The organism is Rhodococcus triatomae, from assembly GCF_014217785.1.
GTDB lineage: Bacteria > Actinomycetota > Actinomycetes > Mycobacteriales > Mycobacteriaceae > Rhodococcus_F > Rhodococcus_F triatomae.
Window position 1 is genome coordinate 3,477,006 of the sequence record NZ_CP048814.1, and the last position, 17,944, is coordinate 3,494,949.

At 67.3% G+C, this 17,944-nt stretch carries 15 protein-coding genes; 9 read left to right on the forward strand and 6 right to left on the reverse strand.

Annotation, left to right across the window (positions count from 1 at the left end; translation table 11 throughout):
- Positions 1-15 precede the first annotated feature (15 nt).
- The gene (locus tag G4H71_RS16490; protein WP_246442036.1) at positions 16-654 is read left to right on the forward strand and encodes a TetR/AcrR family transcriptional regulator; all 639 of its coding nucleotides are present in this window, start codon (positions 16-18) and stop codon (positions 652-654) included.
- Positions 655-719: 65 nt separating this feature from the next.
- Here G4H71_RS16490 and G4H71_RS16495 read toward each other — a convergent pair whose 3' ends face one another.
- Positions 720-1,949, reverse strand: coding sequence for an oxygenase MpaB family protein (locus G4H71_RS16495; protein ID WP_072738297.1), 1,230 nt, complete (start codon positions 1,947-1,949; stop codon positions 720-722).
- 167 nt (positions 1,950-2,116) lie between these two features.
- Here G4H71_RS16495 and G4H71_RS16500 point away from each other — a divergent pair, with 167 nt between their 5' ends.
- The gene (locus tag G4H71_RS16500; RefSeq protein WP_217631321.1) at positions 2,117-2,788 is read left to right on the forward strand and encodes a TetR/AcrR family transcriptional regulator; all 672 of its coding nucleotides are present in this window, start codon (positions 2,117-2,119) and stop codon (positions 2,786-2,788) included.
- A gap of 11 nt (positions 2,789-2,799) precedes the next feature.
- On the opposite strand, the gene G4H71_RS16505 is transcribed toward G4H71_RS16500, so the two are convergent.
- Positions 2,800-3,522: a GntR family transcriptional regulator gene (locus G4H71_RS16505; protein WP_072738447.1), complete on the reverse strand. Its 723-nt coding sequence runs from the start codon at positions 3,520-3,522 to the stop codon at positions 2,800-2,802.
- A gap of 35 nt (positions 3,523-3,557) precedes the next feature.
- A complete protein-coding gene (locus G4H71_RS16510) occupies positions 3,558-4,700 on the reverse strand; it encodes an acyl-CoA dehydrogenase family protein (RefSeq protein ID WP_072738295.1) in 1,143 nt (380 codons plus the stop codon).
- Positions 4,701-4,903: 203 nt separating this feature from the next.
- On the opposite strand from G4H71_RS16510, the gene G4H71_RS16515 reads away from it, so the two are divergent.
- Together G4H71_RS16515 and G4H71_RS16520 are read left to right on the forward strand one after the other, a co-directional pair.
- A complete protein-coding gene (locus tag G4H71_RS16515) occupies positions 4,904-6,373 on the forward strand; it encodes an aldehyde dehydrogenase family protein (protein WP_217631322.1) in 1,470 nt (489 codons plus the stop codon).
- Between the two features lie 21 nt (positions 6,374-6,394).
- Positions 6,395-7,303, forward strand: coding sequence for an oxygenase MpaB family protein (locus tag G4H71_RS16520; RefSeq protein WP_083343101.1), 909 nt, complete (start codon positions 6,395-6,397; stop codon positions 7,301-7,303).
- 21 nt (positions 7,304-7,324) lie between these two features.
- Here G4H71_RS16520 and G4H71_RS16525 read toward each other — a convergent pair whose 3' ends face one another.
- Positions 7,325-8,572 carry a TetR/AcrR family transcriptional regulator gene (locus G4H71_RS16525; RefSeq protein ID WP_072738292.1) on the reverse strand — a complete coding sequence of 416 codons (1,248 nt, stop codon included), beginning with the start codon at positions 8,570-8,572 and terminating at the stop codon, positions 7,325-7,327.
- A gap of 286 nt (positions 8,573-8,858) precedes the next feature.
- On the opposite strand from G4H71_RS16525, the gene G4H71_RS16530 reads away from it, so the two are divergent.
- The 5 genes from G4H71_RS16530 to fadD5 all read left to right on the forward strand — a co-directional run bounded on the left by G4H71_RS16530 (position 8,859) and on the right by fadD5 (position 15,891).
- Complete coding sequence (locus G4H71_RS16530; protein WP_072738291.1) at positions 8,859-10,094, forward strand: acetyl-CoA C-acetyltransferase; 1,236 nt, start codon at positions 8,859-8,861, stop codon at positions 10,092-10,094.
- A gap of 29 nt (positions 10,095-10,123) precedes the next feature.
- On the forward strand, positions 10,124-12,328 hold the full coding sequence (locus G4H71_RS16535) for a 3-hydroxyacyl-CoA dehydrogenase NAD-binding domain-containing protein (protein ID WP_072738290.1): 2,205 nt from the start codon (positions 10,124-10,126) through the stop codon (positions 12,326-12,328).
- 2 nt (positions 12,329-12,330) lie between these two features.
- Complete coding sequence (locus tag G4H71_RS16540) at positions 12,331-13,332, forward strand: NAD(P)H-dependent flavin oxidoreductase (RefSeq protein WP_174561857.1); 1,002 nt, start codon at positions 12,331-12,333, stop codon at positions 13,330-13,332.
- Positions 13,329-14,117: an enoyl-CoA hydratase-related protein gene (locus G4H71_RS16545; protein ID WP_072738288.1), complete on the forward strand. Its 789-nt coding sequence runs from the start codon at positions 13,329-13,331 to the stop codon at positions 14,115-14,117. Before G4H71_RS16540 ends, G4H71_RS16545 begins: the two co-directional genes overlap by 4 nt.
- A 151-nt stretch (positions 14,118-14,268) precedes the next feature.
- Positions 14,269-15,891 carry a fatty-acid--CoA ligase FadD5 gene (fadD5, locus tag G4H71_RS16550; protein ID WP_072738287.1) on the forward strand — a complete coding sequence of 541 codons (1,623 nt, stop codon included), beginning with the start codon at positions 14,269-14,271 and terminating at the stop codon, positions 15,889-15,891.
- 26 nt (positions 15,892-15,917) lie between these two features.
- Here fadD5 and G4H71_RS16555 read toward each other — a convergent pair whose 3' ends face one another.
- A complete protein-coding gene (locus G4H71_RS16555) occupies positions 15,918-17,324 on the reverse strand; it encodes an HNH endonuclease signature motif containing protein (RefSeq protein ID WP_072738286.1) in 1,407 nt (468 codons plus the stop codon).
- Between the two features lie 246 nt (positions 17,325-17,570).
- The gene (locus G4H71_RS16560; protein WP_139183255.1) at positions 17,571-17,813 is read right to left on the reverse strand and encodes a hypothetical protein; all 243 of its coding nucleotides are present in this window, start codon (positions 17,811-17,813) and stop codon (positions 17,571-17,573) included.
- Between the last annotated feature and the right edge of the window lie 131 nt (positions 17,814-17,944).

Below are 17,944 nucleotides of genomic sequence, written 5' to 3' on the forward strand. Positions count from 1 at the left end.
ACAACGCGAAACGTCGTGAACGGCTTGGCGGTCCCGACGGAAGGGAGCACGGTGGAGTCGCTCGCGGCGATGTTCGAGCCGGAGGACGCGCGAATCCTGGCAGCGGCACTCGAACAGTTCGCCCTTACCGGTGTCCGTCGTACCAGCACGGACGACATCGCGCGACGGGCGGGAGTCAATCGGGCAACCCTCTATCGGCGCCTCGGAACGAAGGACCAGATCGTCGGCGGGGCGATGGTGTTCGAGGCGACCCGCGTGCTCGCCGAGATCGACCGGCAGTTGCACGCGCTGCCGGACGGTGTCGCCGCGGAGGACTTCATCGTTCGGTTCTTCGTCATCACCCAGGCCACGTTGCACACGAACCCGCTGCTCGTCCAGCTGCTGGAGGTCGACCGCGACGAGACGCTGTTCGCGCTCACGGGCAAGGCGGGTGGCATTCTGACCGCAGCCTCGTCCTACCTCGCCGACCGCATCCGGGAGATCCGTGCCCGTGCCGGACTCCCGAGCGACGACCGAGTCGAGGCAGTGGCGGCGGCGATCTCGCGGCTCTCGCAGTCCCTGCTGCTCACGCCGGACGGGCCCCCGCGTGTCGACACCGAACGTGCGAGGGAGGACTTCGCGCGTGCCGTGCTGGTCCCGATGATCCTCGGCTGACCGGGCCGTGTGTCAGGGTAGCTGGGGTGTCAGGGAGAGCTGGGGTGTCAGGGAGAGCGGGGGCGTCAGGGGTAGCGGGGATTGTTGTGCTGGGGGATCTCGATGCTGATCGGACGAAGCTCGGACATGTAGAGCAGGACGAACTGCCGGAGGATCTCGTCGAAGGTCCAATACACCTGCGGTGTCGGCGGCAGGGGGAGGAGCGTCTCCCGGACGGCGACGAACGGGCCCCACGCGGTGTCCAGTAGTGGGCTCCAGACGGGTTCCCTGGGAATGCGTAGCCAGTCGGCGATCCGGTCGCCGAGCATGAATCGGGTCAGCGCCCCGAGGATCGGTCGGCTGAGGACGGTCGCGTCCAGTCCCGATCCGAGATCGAGGAGCGTGTCCGCCAGTTTGATGCCTTCCGGTGTCGGGGCGAGGATCGGGTCGAGTACCTCGGCGGCCTGGGAGTCGGCCTGATCCCACGTGGCGGGGATGTACTGGTCTTCGATGCCGAGCAGGTGTGCGCCCAACTGCCACGAGTGCAGAAAGCCGTCGGACTCGTCGGCGGGAACCCGTACGTTCCAGTCTCTCAGCGTCCGCATCACGGTGGTGGGGAGGCTGTGCCAGGTGACCATCATGTCGTGCTGGCTGATCGGGGTGTTCTCCGGTGCGGCATTGTTCCAGTGCGGGGACTGCGGGAGCAGGTGACGCACCGCGGCGTGCACGAGACGCGTCTTCACACTCGTCACGATCATCTCGCCGTCGTGCCGGTAGGCGTTGCGGGATCCGATGTCGTAGCCCAGTTTCGCGGTTCTCGAGATGCGGCCCTTCATGTTCGCGCCGCCCTTGGAGTAGTAGACCGCCACCGCCTCTCGGGGAATCACCGTGCTCATCATTCCGCTGGCGAATCCGTACAGCACTCCGAGGTAGAGGCCCCGCTTCTCGTTGTAGCGGACGGCGGCGGCGAGCTTGTCCTGATCGGTCCACGCCGGAAGTCGGCGCGCGTGCTCCATGAAATCGCGGAGATCGGCGGGAAGGCCGTCGGGCAGTGGCTGACCGTTCTTCTTCCAGGTCCGCAAGAGTTCGTTCACCTTCGGAACGTCTCCGCGGTCGAGGAGTGACGCCACGAGGGGATCCGCCTCGGTGTCCCACACCAGGCGGGGATCCACGCCACTCCCTGTGCCCGGGACGGACCCGGCCGGTGACCATCTCCACGGCTGCGCACTCGCGGGTGCGCCGAGAGCGAACGCGCCCGCCGCGCCCAGGGCGACTCCACCAGCCTTCAGCACGTTGCGTCTACTCACGTTCTCCATGTCCGTGTCTTCCCTTCGTCGCCCGACTCGATGAAGCAATGAAACAAACGTTGTTTCATTGTTGCATGAGTAGCACGAAGTGGCGCAGATCACAAGGATTTCGAGTCTCCGGGGTGTGCGTACCGCGGGTGTAGGATCGCCCCATCGAGGAGGAGATCGTGGAATCCGTGCCGCCCGCCCCAGCCCCGGCCTCGGCCCGAAAGTCCCTGCTCGAGCGCGCGTACCTGGACGCCGTCGAGCAGATCGACGACGGGGACGGCACCCGCACGCGACTCCTCGACGCCGCATTCGAGCAGTTCTGCCGAAGCGGTATCCAGCGCTCCTCGATGGAGGAGGTCGCTCGCCGGGCCGGCCTGTCCCGGATCACCCTCTACCGGAAGTTCGCCACCAAGGACGCGTTGGTCGATCAGGTCATCCTGCGCGAGTTCAGCCGCTACTTCGCACGGTTCCTCGACGACATCGCCCACGCCGACGACGCGGCGGAGCGGGTGGTGCTGGGGTTCGTGAGTTCGCTGCGCGCCATCCGGGGGAACCCCCTGATCGGCGGCCTCATCGCGACGGAACCGACGCTCCTCGCCGGCTCCACGGTCGGCGGCGACGGCAGGATTCTCGCGACGGTGCGCCAGTTCGTCGCCGGCCAGCTTCGCCGAGAGCAGCGCGCCGGCAGCATCTCGGATGATCTCGACACCGACCTGGCGGCCGAGATGATGGTGCGCGTCACGGCGTCGTTCCTCACGATCCCCAGCCGCATCATCGACCTGGACGACGAAAGTCAGCTGGGTGCGCTCGCGTGGCAGTTCCTCGTGCCGATGTTGGAGCCTTCACCGCCGCGACGATGACGGTGCCGAAGTCAGTCCCACATACCGATGCTCTCGAGGTGTGCGGTCAGCAGTGTCGCGCCCTCGGCGAAGTGCGCCTTGTTCTCGGCGGCGGCTGTCTCGGCGTCACCGGCCGTCAAGGCGGCGACGAGCCGCTCGTGACTCTCGACGGCGGACTCTCCCCAGGCCCGGTCGGTCGAATAGAACTGCACCGGGGTGTACCGGACCGCGCTGGCGAGGAACCAGGACAGTTTGCGCGACCCGGCGTACCGGTTGAGCACGCGGTGGAACCGCCACTCGTTCTCTTCGATCTGTGCGCTGTCGCCGGCCGCGACAGCGGCGCGTAGCCCGTCGTTGTAGCCGGCGAGTTCGTCGAGCATCTCCGGAGTCGCCGCGGCGGCTGCCCGCCGCGCCAGTTCTTCGGCGATCTGGCCCTGCAGCCAGAACAGATCCGCGATGTCGTCGCGGGTCAGGGGCGCCACGACGTAGCCGCGGTGAGGGACCAGTTCGACCAGTCCCTCTCCGCGGAGCGTCAGCAGTGCTTCACGCACCGGCGTGACACTCACCCCCAACTCCGCGGCCGTCTCGTCGAGCCGGATGAAGTCGCCCGGGCGGACCCCACCGGACATGATGATGTTCCGTACGTGAACCGCGACGTCCTCCGCCAGTTGGGGGCGCCGACGCAACGGGGCACCCTTCGGGGCCCCGATACCCGAGCGGGACACGGACGGCGGTGTCCTGGACGGCGGTGTCATGGTCGGCTCCTTCACGGCATTCGCCTACGGACGGCCTACAGGCCGTAGGTCTTCCCGATGATGTCACGCTGGATCTCGTTGGTTCCGCCGTAGATCGTCGAGACGATGGTCGAGCGCACGTGCTTCTCCATGTCGAACTCGGTCGCGTATCCGTAGCCACCCATCATCTGCATGCCCTCGAGGGCCATCTTCTTGGCCGTCTCGGTGACCTTCAGCTTCGCCATCGACGCCTCGCGGGCGAGGACCTTGTCCGGGTGTGCGTCCGCTTCCGCCGCGACGCTGTAGACGAGCAACTTGCTGCACTCGATTTCGGTGGCGAGATCCGCGATGCGGTGGCGCAACGCCTGGAAGGAGCCGACGGGTCGGCCGAACTGCTTTCGCTGGGTGACGAATTCGAGGGTGTCGTCGAACGCGCGCTGGGCGGTGCCGAGCATCATCGCGGCGAGGATCAGCCGCTCGAAGTTCAGCCCGGTCATCAGCTGCCGCCAGCCGTTGCCGACCTCGCCGATCACCGCCTCCTCGGGGAGTACGCAGTCGGTGAAGTAGAGATCGTTGACCTCCTTGCCGCCCATCGTGTCGATGCCGCTGATCTTCAGGCCCGGGGTGTCCGCCGGGACGTGGAACATCGTCAGCCCCTCGTGCTTGCCGTCGCCGCGCCCGGTCCGTGCCACGAGCAGGATGTTGTCGGCGAAATGGGCGTTCGAACACCAGGTCTTCTGTCCGTTGACCAGCCAGCCGTCGCTGGTCTTCTCGGCTCGGGTGCTCAGATTTCCCACGTCGGAGCCGGCCTCGGGCTCGGACATCGAGATCGACTGCGACCGGCCCGCGACGATGCCGCGCAGTACGGTCTCCTTCTGGGCGTCGGTGCCGAACTTGCGGTAGGCGCCGCCGGTGATCAGCGTGGGCCCGATTCCTCCGATGGGCGCCATCCCGTGCGCGGCCTCCTCGAGCAGGATGCACATGTCCACCATGCTCGCGTCGGACCCGTCGTACTCCTCCGGCACGGTGAGGCCGAGCCACCCGAGTTCGGCCATCTTCGCGTAGACCTCGTCGCTGTGGTTGTGGGCGCCGTGATCGGTGAGCTTGTCTCGCTGTTCCCTGGTGCCGACCTCGCGCTTGCAGAAGTCGGCGACGGTCTTGGCGAAGTCCTTCTGTTCGGGGGTGAACTGCACGCTCATGCCGAGGTGTCCTCTCGTGGGGGTGGGTGTTGCTCGGGGGTTGTCGGCGGCTCCGGGGCGGCCTAGTGTGAGGCACACTACATCAGATCAGATCAAATATATGTGATGTGACTACTCGAAAGGAACCCACGATGGCGCGCAACGCACCTTCGTCTCCCGCGGGGGCGGCACCCGGCTCGGCGACCGTGGCCGAGGACGACTCGATGTCTCGCCCGACGTTCTCCTCGTTGGACCCCCGGACGGGTGCCGAACTCGCCGAGTACCCGGTTCACGACGCGGACGAGGTGGGCCGGGCGGTGGGCAGGGCACGCGAGGCGGCGCGCTGGTGGGGCCCGCTCGGACACGAGGGCCGGAAGAAGTGGTTGCTGGACTGGAAGAAGTCCATTGCCCGAGGAGCCGAGGAACTGGCCGGCATCATCTCCGCCGAAACCGGCAAGCCACGTGAGGACGCACTTCTCGAGGTGATGCTCGCGGTCGAGCACCTCGACTGGGCGGCGAAGAACGCCGGCAAGGTGTTGCGCCGCCGCAAGGTGTCGTCCGGGCTGGTCAGCGCGAACCAGGCGAGCAGCGTCGGATACGAGCCGATGGGGGTCGTCGGTGTCATCGGGCCCTGGAACTACCCGGTCTACACACCGATGGGGTCGATCTCCTACGCCCTGGCTGCGGGCAACGCGGTCGTCTTCAAGCCCAGCGAACTCACACCCGGCGTCGCGGTCTGGCTGGCCGATCGATGGCAGGCACTCGTCCCCAACCAGCCGGTGTTGCAGGTCGTCACCGGCGACGGTACGACCGGCGCCGCCCTGGTGCGGGCCGGTGTCGACAAGATGGCGTTCACCGGATCCGCCGCGACGGCCAAGAAGGTGATGGCCGCATGCGCCGAGACGCTCACCCCGATCGTCGTCGAGGCGGGAGGCAAGGATCCGTTGCTGGTCGACGCGGACGCCGATCTGGATGCGGCGGCGGGATTCGCCGTCTTCGGCGCGCTCGGCAACGCCGGTCAGACGTGTGCCGGAGTCGAACGGGTCTACGTCGTGGACGCGGTCTACGACGAATTCCTGAACCTGCTGCGCGACAAGGTGTCAGCACTGCCGGTCGGCAAGGTGAGCGGCGTGTACGGCCCGATGACCTTGCCGGGCCAGGTGGACGTCGTGCGCGAGCACGTACAGGACGCGCTCGATCGAGGCGGCCGAGCCGTGGTGGGCGGGCTGGAGTCCATCGACGACGGGTACGTCCGTCCCATCGTGCTCGCCGATGTCCCGGAGGACAGTTCTGCGGTGTGTGAGGAGACGTTCGGTCCGACCGTCGTCGTCAATCGGGTGCGTGATCTCGACGAGGCGGTGACGAGGGCGAACGGTACGACGTACGGGTTGGGGGCATCGATCTTCACCAAGGATCAGAAGAAGGCGATGCGGCTCGCCGAGGAATTGCGCACGGGCGTCGTGACCATCGGATCGGTGCTCGGTTTCGCCGGTGTGGGTGCGCTGCCCTTCGGCGGTGTCGGCGACTCGGGGTTCGGGCGTATCCACGGCGCCGACGGGTTGCGCGAGTTCAGCCGGGTCAAGTCGATCACGCGGCAGAAGTTCCGCGCCCCGCTGAACCTGCTGACGATCGAACGCAAGGCTAGGGACATGAAGATCGCTGCGGCGATGCTGAAGATGCGCCACGGGCGCTGAAGGGGAGTGTCGACGATGCTCATGCGAAAGACACGGCCGAGCGGCGCGCAGCGGGTCGGCGGTGGCCGCCACGGCTGGCGGGACCGGACGGAGCAACTCGACCCCGTCCGCGATCACCAGGAGATCCACCGCATCACGGCGGGATTCGAGTTTCCCTGGGACTATCAGCGTTCACTCGAGTTCGCGCTCTTCCGAACCTACTGTGTACCCACCATTTCCCAACTGTTGCAGAAGACGGGGGAGTTCGAGAAGCGCCCCCAGAAACGTTACGACGACACCGCGCTCCTGATGGCCGAACTGGTCGAGCACGGATACGACTCGGACCGGGGCCGGGAATCGCTGCGCACGGTGAACCGCATGCACCATCGATACGACATCGACAACGACGACATGCTCTACGTCCTGTCGACGTTCGTCTACGACCCGATCCAGTGGATCGACCGGTTCGGGTGGCGTCGGCTCACCCCCAACGAGCGCCTCGCGACGTTTCTCTTCTATCGCGAGGTCGGTATCCGGATGGGGATCAAGAACATCCCGGAGGATTTTTCCGAGTTCCATCGCTTCAAGATGAACTACGAACGCGAGAACTTCCGCTACACCGAGGACAACCACCGCGTCGGGCGGTACACGCTCGATCTGTTCTGCTCGTGGTTTCCGGCACCGCTGCGGCCCCTGGTGGCGAAAGGGGTCTACGCGATGCTCGATCCGATGATGTTGTCGGCCTTCGGGTTCCAGGCATCTCCACGGTGGATGACCGTGGCCGGAGAGCGGGCACTGGTGGCGCGATCGGCGCTCGTGCGGTGGCTGCCACCCCGGCGCACGTCGAAGGCGTCCTGTGATCCGCGCAATCGCAGCTACCCCGGATATCCGGTCGGATACCGCCCGAGCGATCTCGGTACCGATCGAGACTTCCACGTCTCGCGGGGGTGAACCGCGGCGTGCGGGCCGCCGTCAGCCCTCGAAGAGGACGGCCCGCATCATCGCCGTGAGGCGATCGGGCTGGCGCACGTCGAAGCGAACCAGTCGGCCGACGTCGAGGACCAGTCCCAGGGCCGCATGCACGAGGAACCGCGCCTCGGGCGGGCTCAGGTCCGGCCGGATGGCCGTGACCAGGCTGACCCACTCCTCGACGTGCAGCCGCTGAATGTTCCGTAGATTCGTCCGTTCGTGCTGTGGGAGATTCCCGATCTCCGCGAAGTACACGGACAGGACGGCAGGAGTGCGGAACGAGAGTTCCACGTAGGAGTCGACCAGCTTTTCCAGCGCTTCCGCGCGATCCGACGAGGACCCGAGGGCGTGTGCGGTGGCAGCGGCCAGCCTGTCCGACGCGCGGTAGAACACCGCCGCCAGCAGGTCCGCCTTGCTGGGGAAATGGCGATACACGCTGGACGCGTTGATGCCCGCTGCGGCACCGATCTCCTCGATGCTCGACTCGTGGTACCCCTGGCGGTCGAAGATCTTGACCGCCTCCGCGATGAGGAGCTCGCGTTTGGAGGTGACCGGAAGCCCCCGCGGCGTCGGCTCTTTCGGGGAGTCTTCGACGGGCGGCAGGTCCGTGTCGACGACCGCGGAGCAGGCGTCGAGGATGAGGCTCGTGGTACGCCGACTCGACAGGGCGGTGCGGTGCGCGGTGATACTGCCGACGACGCTGAGGGCGCCTGCGGCGAGTGTCGTGGCGTCCTCCGCGGACAGCTGGGGCCGCAACTGCCGGATCGGCGCGGCAACCTGTTCGGTGACCGTTGCGAACGCCTCACGGAGGCGCCGCCGATCCGTGGGTTCGAGATACCTGCCCTCCCAGCGGTAGATGCCGCCGACTCGCCGGTTGTCGATCGTGTTGGCGATCAGGGCCGTGAGAATGCGCTCGAGCCGATCCCGCGGATCCGAGCTCGCGTCCGCGAGGGCCTCGGCCGAGGCGGTGCGCAGGCCGTCGGCCGCGGATGTCGCGGCGTGCACCAGGAGGGCGTACTTGTTCGGGAAGTGCCGGTACAGGGCGGGGCCGGAGATACCCAGCTCGGCGGCGATCTCGTCGACGCCGACCGCGTGGTACCCACGTTCGCTGAACGCGGTGGCGGCGACGGCCGCGATCTGGGCCTTGCGGTTCTTCGGACGCCGCCGGACGGCCTTCGCTGCCGTCTCGCCCGATTCCGTAGCGGTCGCACCGGCCGCCGCCTTCTCCGTGCCGGTCCGTGCCACGGTCACCTCCGTCGGTTCTCTGTGATGAAGCCTCCATCTTAACGGAGGGTTCGAGCGGGGCGCCGTGAGATCGGAGACATCCCACAGATGCGGCCTCCGGAGCTACGTGAAATATCCAGTAAGAGACGGGTCGATTGCGAAAGCGAACTATTGACAGTCGCGTTGCTTCGACAATATGTTAACCATAATTCGCGCAACCTGATCGACCGCGACTCGGCACTGCGCGACCCGCCCCTGCCCGTGACCTGCGGTACGGCCGCGCACGGTTCTTCTCCTCGGAGGTATCTCGCCCATGAGCGACTCGCACTCGGCGCCCGCCGGTCAGGCCCTGATCTTCGACGCCGTCCGCACTCCCCGTGGCAGGGGGAAGCCGTCCGGCGCCCTGCACGGGACCAAGCCGATCGACCTCGCCGTCGGACTGATCCAGGAGATCGTCCGCCGCAATCCGGGCCTGGATCCCGCCGCCGTGGACGACGTCGTACTCGGGATCGTCTCCCCGCTCGGGGAGCAGGGCGGTGTCCTGCCTCGGGTGGCGGCGCTGGCCGCGGGACTTCCGGAGACGGTCGCGGGGGTGCAGGTCAACCGGTTCTGTGCGTCCGGTCTCGAGGCGGTGAATCTGGCTGCGCAGAAGGTCGGTTCGGGCGCCGAGGATCTGGTCCTCGCCGGAGGAGTGGAATCCATGTCGAGAGTGCCGATGGGCTCGGACGGCGGCGCGTGGGGCATGGACCCGGCGACCAACTACGACACGTACATGGTGCCGCAGGGCATCGGTGCAGACCTCATCGCGACGATGGAGGGCTTCGATCGGACCCGAGTGGACGAGTTCGCCGTGCGATCCCAGGAACTCGCGGCGAAGGCCTGGGCGGACGGCCGATTCGACGGATCCGTCGTTCCCGTGCGGGACCGGAACGGCGTCGTCGTGCTCGATCGCGACGAGCACATGCGTCCCGATGCCACCGTCGAAGGCCTCGGCGGGCTGAAGCCGTCCTTCGCGTCCCTGGGAGAGCAGGGCGGATTCGATGCGGTCGCGCTGCAGAAGTACCACTGGGTGGAGCGGATCGAACACGTCCACCATGCCGGAAACTCGTCGGGGATCGTCGACGGCGCGTCGCTCGTCCTCGTCGGATCCGCAGCTGCCGGCGAGCGAGCGGGTCTGCGGCCGCGGGCCCGCATCGTGGCGACCGCCGTGATCGGTTCGGAGCCCACGATCATGCTCACGGGCCCCGCACCTGCGGCCCGCAAGGCGCTGGCGAAGGCCGGGCTCGACGTGTCGGACATCGACCTGTTCGAGATCAACGAAGCGTTCGCCTCGGTAGCGCTCAAGTTCGCGAAGGACCTCGAGCTGCCACTCGATCGGATCAATGTCAACGGCGGCGCGATCGCCATGGGGCACCCGCTCGGTGCCACCGGGGCGATGATTCTCGGCACCCTCCTCGACGAACTCGAACGTCGGGGTCAGCGGTACGGCCTCGCCACGCTGTGCGTCGGTGCGGGCATGGGCATCGCCACCGTCATCGAGCGCATCTGACCGACGATTCCCACAGGAGACCGATTTCCATGACAGACAGAACCATTCGCTACGACAGGGACGACGACGGCATCGTCACCCTGACCCTCGACGACCCGAACCAGTCGGCGAACACGATGAACGAGGGGTTCCTCGTGTCCTTCGGCGAGGTCGTCGACCGCCTGGTCGCCGAACGCGAGGAGATCACCGGTGTGGTCATCACCTCCGCGAAGAAGACGTTCTTCGCCGGCGGTGACCTTCGCGATCTCCTCGCCGTGGAGCCGGGGCAGGCCGAGGCGGTGGCGGCCGACGTCGAGCGCCTCCATCGGCCCCTGCGCGCGCTCGAGACGCTGGGACGTCCGGTGGTGGCGGCCATCGGTGGCGCCGCGCTCGGGGGCGGGCTCGAACTGGCCCTCGCCACGCACCACCGGATCGCCGTGAACGCCGGGGGAGTGCGGATCGGCTTGCCCGAGGTCACCCTCGGACTGCTGCCCGGGGGTGGGGGAATCGTCCGCACGGTGCGACTGCTCGGAATCGTGCCGGCGCTCACCCGGGTCCTGCTCGAAGGCGCACGCCATTCGGCGCAGAAGGCACACGACCTCGGCCTGATCGACGAACTGGTGGCGTCGGCGGACGATCTGGTCCCGGCCGCGAAGGCATGGATCGCCGATCACCCGGACGCCGCCCAGCCGTGGGACACCGAGGGCTACCGGATCCCCGGCGGCACCCCGGCGTCGGCAAGTATCGCGCGGCTGCTCCCGGCGATGCCGGCCAACCTGCGCAAGCAGCTGAAAGGGGCGCCGTACCCGGCTCCGATCGCGATCATGAGCGCGGCCGTGGAGGGTGCGCTCGTCGACTTCGACACGGCCCGCCGAATCGAGACCCGCTACTTCGCCGAACTCGCCACCGGGCAGATCGCGAAGAACATGATTCGCGCCTTCTTCTTCGACATGCAGAAGGCGGCCTCGCTGGTCGAGAAGTACGGCGGCACCGCACGAGAGCCGGTCCGCAAGGTCGTGGTGCTGGGCGCGGGAATGATGGGCGCCGCCATCGCCTACGTGTGCGCTCGCGCCGGTATGGAGGTCGTTCTGAAGGACGTCGGTACCGAGGCGGCGGAGAGGGGGAAGCAGTACTCGCGCACCATTCTCGACAAGGCAGTTGCGCGCGGCCGCACCACCACGGAGCAGGCCGAGGAGGTGCTCGCCCGGATCCATCCCACCGATCGGCCCGAAGACGCTTCGGGTGCCGAACTGGTCATCGAGGCGGTCTTCGAGGACCCGGCGGTCAAGAACACGGTGTTCGCCGAGATCGACCCGTTCATCGCCCCCGACGCCCTGCTCTGTTCGAACACCTCGACGCTACCCATCACACTGCTCGCCGGCGGGGTGTCGCGGCCGGAGGACTTCCTCGGCCTGCACTTCTTCTCGCCGGTCGACAAGATGCCGCTCGTCGAGATCATCAAGGGGGAGAAGACGAGCGACGCCGCCCTCGGGCGGGCGCTGGCGGTGGTCCGGCAGATCTCGAAGACACCGATCGTCGTCAACGACAGCCGGGGCTTCTTCACCAGCCGGGTCATCGGGACGTTCACGAACGAGGGCATCGCGATGCTCGGCGAGGGGATCGCCCCGGCGTCCATCGAGCAGGCGGCATCGCAGGCGGGATACCCAGCACCGGTGCTCGCCCTCATGGACGAGTTGACGCTCACTCTGCCGCGCAAGATCCGTGAGGAGACGAAGGCGGCGGCGCTCGCCGAAGGGCGCACCTGGGAACCGCATCCGGCCGATGCCGTGGTCGACCGTCTCATCGACGAGTTCGATCGCAAGGGCCGGTCCTCGGGGGCCGGGTTCTACGACTATGCCGACGGCCGGAGGGCGGGGCTCTGGCCGGGGCTGAGTGTGTTCGCCGCGGATGGCCGGCACACCGAGATCCCGTTCGTGGATCTCGGGGAGCGCATGCTCTTCATCGAAGCTGTGGAGACCGTTCGCTGCCTCGAGGAAGGTGTGCTCGAGTCGACCACCGACGCGAACGTGGGCTCCATCCTGGGCATCGGCTACCCGGGGTGGACCGGCGGCGTGGCCAGGTACATCGACCAGTACACGGGAACCAGTGCCGACACGGGTGAGCAACTGATCGGACTCCCCGGATTCCTGATCCGGGCGCGGGAACTCGCGGCACGCTACGGCGAGCGGTTCACGCCACCCCAGCTCCTCGTGGACAAGGCACGCACCGGCGGAACGTTCGAGGAGGTCATCTGATGTTGACGACGAGGTTCACCGAGATGTTCGGTGTCGACCACCCCATCGTGCAAGGCGGGATGATGTGGGTCGGTCGGGCAGAACTGGTTGCAGCCGTGGCGAATTCCGGGGCGTTGGGATTCCTCACGGCCCTGACGCAGCCGACACCGGAGGCTCTCGCGAAGGAGATCGCGCGGACCAGGGAGATGACCGACAAGCCGTTCGGAGTCAACCTGACGATCCTGCCGTCGATCTCGCCGCCTCCCTACGAGGAGTATCGCCAGGCGATCATCGATTCCGGCATCTCGATCGTCGAGACAGCCGGGTCCAACCCGGTCGACCACCTGCCGCATCTGAAGGATGCCGGCATCAAGGTCATCCACAAGTGCACCAGTGTCCGGCACGCGATCAAGGCGCAACTCGTCGGCGTCGATGCGGTGAGCATCGACGGGTTCGAATGTGCCGGGCATCCCGGCGAGGACGACGTGCCCGGGCTGGTGCTCATCCCCGCGGCGGCACGTGAGCTCGAGATCCCCATCATCGCTTCGGGTGGGATCGCCGATGCGCGTGGGCTGGTGGCAGCTCTCGCACTGGGGGCGCAGGGAGTCAACATGGGCACGCGATTCATGTGCACGGTCGAATCGCCTGTCGCCCAAGAGGTCAAGGAACAGATCGTCGCCAACTCGGAACGGGACACCACCCTGATCTTCCGCACTCTGCGCAACACGGCGCGGGTGGCGAAGAACGCGGTGAGTGCCGAGGTCGTGGGCATCGAATCGCGAGGATGCGAGTTCGACGACATCGCCCACCTCGTGGCCGGGGCCCGTGGCCGCAAGGTCTTCGAGGAGGGCGATCTCGATGCCGGAATCTGGACCAGCGGGCAGAGCCAGGGCCTCGTCCGCGACATTCCGCCCGTGGGGGAACTGGTGACGCGGATGGTCCACGAGGCCGAGGCGATCATCACCGGCCGTCTCGCCTCGATGGTGTCGGCGACCGCCGCACAGGCTGTCGGAGCACGCGCATGACCGCCCCGGCGGTCGACGGACTGCTCGTGGAGAACTCCGGCGGAATCCTGCGAGTGACGATCGATCGGCCCGACCGGATGAACGCGCTGGCGCTGGCGCACCTCCGAGTTCTGGGGCGGGTGCTCACCGACGCGGCCACCGACCCGACGGTCCGGGTGGTCGTCATCGCCGGAACCGGAAAGGCATTCAGTACGGGCGCCGATCTGGCCGCTGCCGCGGCTGCCGGCGGACGTGAGGCGCCGCCCGAAGAGGTCATGGATACGGCCAATGCCGTCATCCGCGCGATCGTCGACCTTCCGGTGCCGGTGATCGCTCAGGTCAACGGCGCCGCGGCGGGAGTGGGGGCATCGATCGCCGTCGCTGCCGATCTGGCGTACGCGGCCGAATCAGCGTACCTGCTCCTCGCGTTCGTCAACGTCGGCCTCATGCCGGACGGTGGAGCGACCGCACTGGTTGCGGCGTCCATCGGCCGAGCGCGGGCCGCACGACTGGCGCTGTTGGGGGAGAGGCTGCCGTCCGACGAGGCCGTTCGGCAGGGGCTCGTCACGGAGGTGGTGCCCGATGCGGAGCTCGCCGGGCACGTCGATGCTGTTGCCACTCGGCTCGCACATGGTCCACGACGAGCGATCGAGTTGACCAAGCGCGCTCTCACCTCGGCGACCCTCGACAGGCTGGATGACGCACTGGCAAGGGAGAAGTCGGGCCAGTCCGAACTGCTCGGAGCACCGGACTTCGCCGAGGGGGTGGCGGCGATGTTGCAGAAACGTGCGCCGCGCTTCGGGTGATCCCTGCCGTAAGCAAGCTGCGAATATTCGTTAACTAAAGACCTTCCCCGCGACTGTTCGATCTGTAATACTCGTCACATCCGAGGCCTGCGCGGCTGCGGACCTGCAGGTCGGCGCGGGCACGAGCACACCGAAGGGACCACACGGACCTATGTCAGCACACGAGTCGTCACCGGAACGTCGATCGCCGGCGGGTGAGAGCCTCACCCAGCCTCTCCGTTCGCGCCGTAACCACTGGAACAACTGGGTTGCCACCCACGCGCAGAGGACGCCGGATGCGGCGGCCCTGCGCTTCCTCGGAGCCGACACCACGTGGCGACAGCTCGACGAGCGGTCGACGTCGATGGCCGCGGCACTGTCCCGTCGAGGGGTCGGGTTCGGTGACCGGGTACTGCTCCTCACTCTCAACCGGCCGGAGTTCTTCGAAGCGGTGCTGGCGATCAACGCGCTCGGCGCACTGGCAGTGCCGGTGAACTTCCGCCTCACTCCACCGGAGGTCGCGTACATCGTCCGCGATTCCGGTGCGACGGTGGTGTTCACCGAGCCCACGCTGGCGCCGCTGGTGGCTGCTGTCCGGCAGCACGTGCCGGAGTTGGGCCTCGTCGTCAACATGGGGGCGCCGACGGAAGGTGACGTCCTCGGCTACGAAGAACTGATCGAAGAAGGGGCGGAAGTTTTCGAGCCCCTGGACATTCCCGAGGACACTCCCGCGCTCATCCTCTACACCTCGGGAACCACGGGATCGCCGAAGGGTGCGGTCCTCACGCACACCAACATGGCGAGTCAGGCCGTGACCTGTATCCGAGCCATGCGCTACGACCGTGGTGACGACATCGGGTTCCTCGCCTCGCCGGTGTTCCACGTCGCCGCGCTGGGTTCGGTCGCTCCGATGCTCATGCTGGGCAACACCACCGTGATCCACCCGCTCAAAGCCTTCGACCCCGGCGAGATGCTGGACGCCTGGGAGCGGGATCGGGTGACGACGGTGTTCCTGGTGCCGGTCCAGTGGCAGGCGGTGTGCGCCGATCCCACGGTGTCCCAGCGGGATCTGGCGTTGCGGGTCATCAGTTGGGGGGCTGCTCCGGCGTCGGACACGGTGCTGCGCGCGATGGCCGAGACCTTCTCCGACGCCCTCATCGTCGCGGTGTTCGGGCAGACCGAGATGTCGCCCATCACCTGCGTTCTCGATGGTGACGACGCGATCCGCAAGCTGGGTTCGGTGGGAAAGCCGATTCCGACCATCCAGACCAGGATCGTCGACGATCAGATGAACGATGTCGCGCCGGGTGCGGTCGGAGAGATCGTCTATCGCGGTCCGACGATGATGCTCGAGTACTGGCAGAACCCCGCCGCCACCGCGGATGCCTTCGCCGGCGGATGGTTCCATTCGGGCGATCTGGTCCGCCAGGACGAGGAGGGATTCGTCTACGTCGTCGATCGCAAGAAGGACATGATCATCTCCGGTGGCGAGAACATTTATTGCGCGGAGGTCGAGAACGCCCTGTTCGCGCACCCGGCGGTGCGGGAGGCGGCAGTGGTCGGCCGCGCGGATCCCAAGTGGACCGAGGTGCCGGTCGCCGTCGTGGCACTGGAAGAAGGTGCGAGCGAACTGTCGGTCGAGGACCTGTCCGCGTGGCTCGACGACAAGCTCGCCCGGTACAAGCACCCGAAGGACGTCGTGCTCGTCGACGCGTTGCCGCGCAACGCAAGTGGCAAGGTGGTCAAGGTCGAGTTGAGAAAGCAGCACGGGGTGGACGAAGCTGCCGTGCGCTGACGCGAGGCGGTGACCGGGAATCGGGGTCAGGGCGCCGGTGCGGGTGACCGGCCCGGATGCTCGCCGGCTCGCCGGCGACTTCCCCGGCGTGTGGCACTGCACGTGCGAGTGGGGCCGACACCGGCCGGCGGGGTGAACTGTGGCTGTCGGTTTCTGCCGGTGGTGACATCCCAGTCCGTGATGTGCAGGAGCCGGTGGTGTGCTCCGCAGAGCAGCACGAGGTTGTCGAGGTCGGTGGGTCCGCCGTCGGCCCAGTGGATGATGTGGTGGCCTTCGCACTGGGCGGGTGGTGCCCCACATCCGGGGAAGGCGCAGCCTCGGTCGCGGGCGGCGAGTGCTCGGCGTTGGGCCCTGGTGACGGTGCGGTGGGTACGGCCCACGCTCAACGGGACCCCGTGATCGTCGAGAACGATCGCGGTGACGTTCGCGTCGCATCCGAGGAGGCGTGCGGTGTTGACCGTGAGTGGTCCCATCCACGGCGACCACGCGATACCCCGACCCTCGGCGAGATCATCGGCCCAGCCAGGTGCCCGGGTCTCGTCGCTGCTCGTCTCGTCTGTGTCGTCGGTTCCGTGCTTGTCGTGCGTGCTGTGCGAGGCCGGCGGGTTCGCAGTGGCCGTGGCACAGGCACCGGCCTGTCGGCGGGTGTATTCCTCGCGCCGGTCCTGACCGAGATCCCGCGCATGCACGTGTACCGACAGGTGGGGGCGTTCACCGCCCTCGTGCCCGAGGTCCCCGAATGCGAGCAGCATCGACAACAACTGCGTCAGCCCGTCCGCGCGCCGCCGACCCGGTGTGCGCAGGTCACGTGCCCCGTCTTCGGCTGGGCGAGGGGCCGAGAACTTGGACAGGGCGGTCAACAGCATCTCCCCGGTCACCGCATCCACATCACCGCGAATCGCGACCCGACCGTTCAGGGTCTTCGATACGAACAGCTCGTTGCGGTCGATGTCTTCCGACGCGGGCTGCTCGTCCGATTCGAAGATCGCCTCCAACTTCGCGATCGCCGTGCGCACTCCGTCGGTACGCGCCAACGGCCCGTCCGCCGCCGCCAGCAAAGCAGCGACACACCCCGGTAGTGCCTCCGCGGGCATGCCTTTCGGTGGGCGAGCGCAGAACCGGACGATCAACAATGCATGCTCGGGCGCGATCCGCCCAGCATCGAACGCTTCGGCAACTGCGGGCTGCTCCGCCAGCCCGACACCGAGTTCCACGATCCGCCCTGCCGCGCCCGGGGACACCAGCGTCACCGACGACAACCAGCCCTTCGTCGACGCATAGCCGTGATCGGTGCGCGTGCACCGGCGCTCGACTTCGGTGACCGCAGCGACCCGCTGCGCCTCCAACGACGCGATCCGGGTGCTCAACGAGACAGCGTCACACAGCAACTCGCGGTTGCTGCGTTGCCGGAAACGATCCCCCTGATGCCCCATGAATGAATTCTACCTCGTACACATGTTCGATTCAAGGCCTGGTTTTTGGCGGTTCGCGGCGACGATTGAAGCCACGGACACGTCGATTCTCTATGGGTACAGCTGGATTCGACCTCGGCTGCGGCAAGTATGGCCGCGGTAAGCAGGGTCTGTCGTGGCGCTCGTTGTCATCGGCGGTGGTGCATCGGTCGGGGCGTCGATAGGGCGGGAAGCCGGACTGGTGTGGGTGTGTTCGACGGCTGGGTATCAGTCGCGTGGGGGCCAGGCGGTGGTGTCGCTGCTGACCACTGCGGGGTGGGTGATGGTCGCTGTCACCCATTGGGCGAAGGTCATCGCGAACCCGTGGGTGAGGGTGGCGTCGACCATGCCCCCTTCGATCCAGGTGTCAGGGTCCTCGCGGAGGAAGAACCGGTATTTGCCGCTGAAGCCTCCACCTGGCCGGGTGAGTTTCTCCACGGCGACGCCGGGGCCGACGGTCCCGTGCCACATCCACGCCACCGGGCCCAGCGCGGCGATACCGTATCCGCGTGCGGAACTGACAATTCGGGCGGCGTACCCGTTCAGTGTGTCGTGGAACCGGGAGAACTCGATTGGCCGGCCGCTCTCCTGGTAGCGCTCGT

What these genes read in the sequence shown, in the direction of transcription:
- G4H71_RS16495 (WP_072738297.1), bottom strand. Translation starts at nt 1,949, where the DNA reads ATGGAGAACGTGAGTAGACGCAACGTGCTGAAGGCTGGTGGAGTCGCC.
- G4H71_RS16505 (WP_072738447.1), bottom strand. Translation starts at nt 3,522, where the DNA reads ATGACACCGCCGTCCAGGACACCGCCGTCCGTGTCCCGCTCGGGTATC.
- G4H71_RS16510 (WP_072738295.1), bottom strand. Translation starts at nt 4,700, where the DNA reads ATGAGCGTGCAGTTCACCCCCGAACAGAAGGACTTCGCCAAGACCGTC.
- G4H71_RS16515 (WP_217631322.1), top strand. Translation starts at nt 4,904, where the DNA reads ATGTCTCGCCCGACGTTCTCCTCGTTGGACCCCCGGACGGGTGCCGAA.
- G4H71_RS16520 (WP_083343101.1), top strand. Translation starts at nt 6,395, where the DNA reads ATGCGAAAGACACGGCCGAGCGGCGCGCAGCGGGTCGGCGGTGGCCGC.
- G4H71_RS16530 (WP_072738291.1), top strand. Translation starts at nt 8,859, where the DNA reads ATGAGCGACTCGCACTCGGCGCCCGCCGGTCAGGCCCTGATCTTCGAC.
- G4H71_RS16535 (WP_072738290.1), top strand. Translation starts at nt 10,124, where the DNA reads ATGACAGACAGAACCATTCGCTACGACAGGGACGACGACGGCATCGTC.
- G4H71_RS16545 (WP_072738288.1), top strand. Translation starts at nt 13,329, where the DNA reads ATGACCGCCCCGGCGGTCGACGGACTGCTCGTGGAGAACTCCGGCGGA.
- fadD5 (WP_072738287.1), top strand. Translation starts at nt 14,269, where the DNA reads ATGTCAGCACACGAGTCGTCACCGGAACGTCGATCGCCGGCGGGTGAG.
- G4H71_RS16555 (WP_072738286.1), bottom strand. Translation starts at nt 17,324, where the DNA reads ATGGGGCATCAGGGGGATCGTTTCCGGCAACGCAGCAACCGCGAGTTG.
- G4H71_RS16560 (WP_139183255.1), bottom strand. Translation starts at nt 17,813, where the DNA reads ATGTGGCACGGGACCGTCGGCCCCGGCGTCGCCGTGGAGAAACTCACC.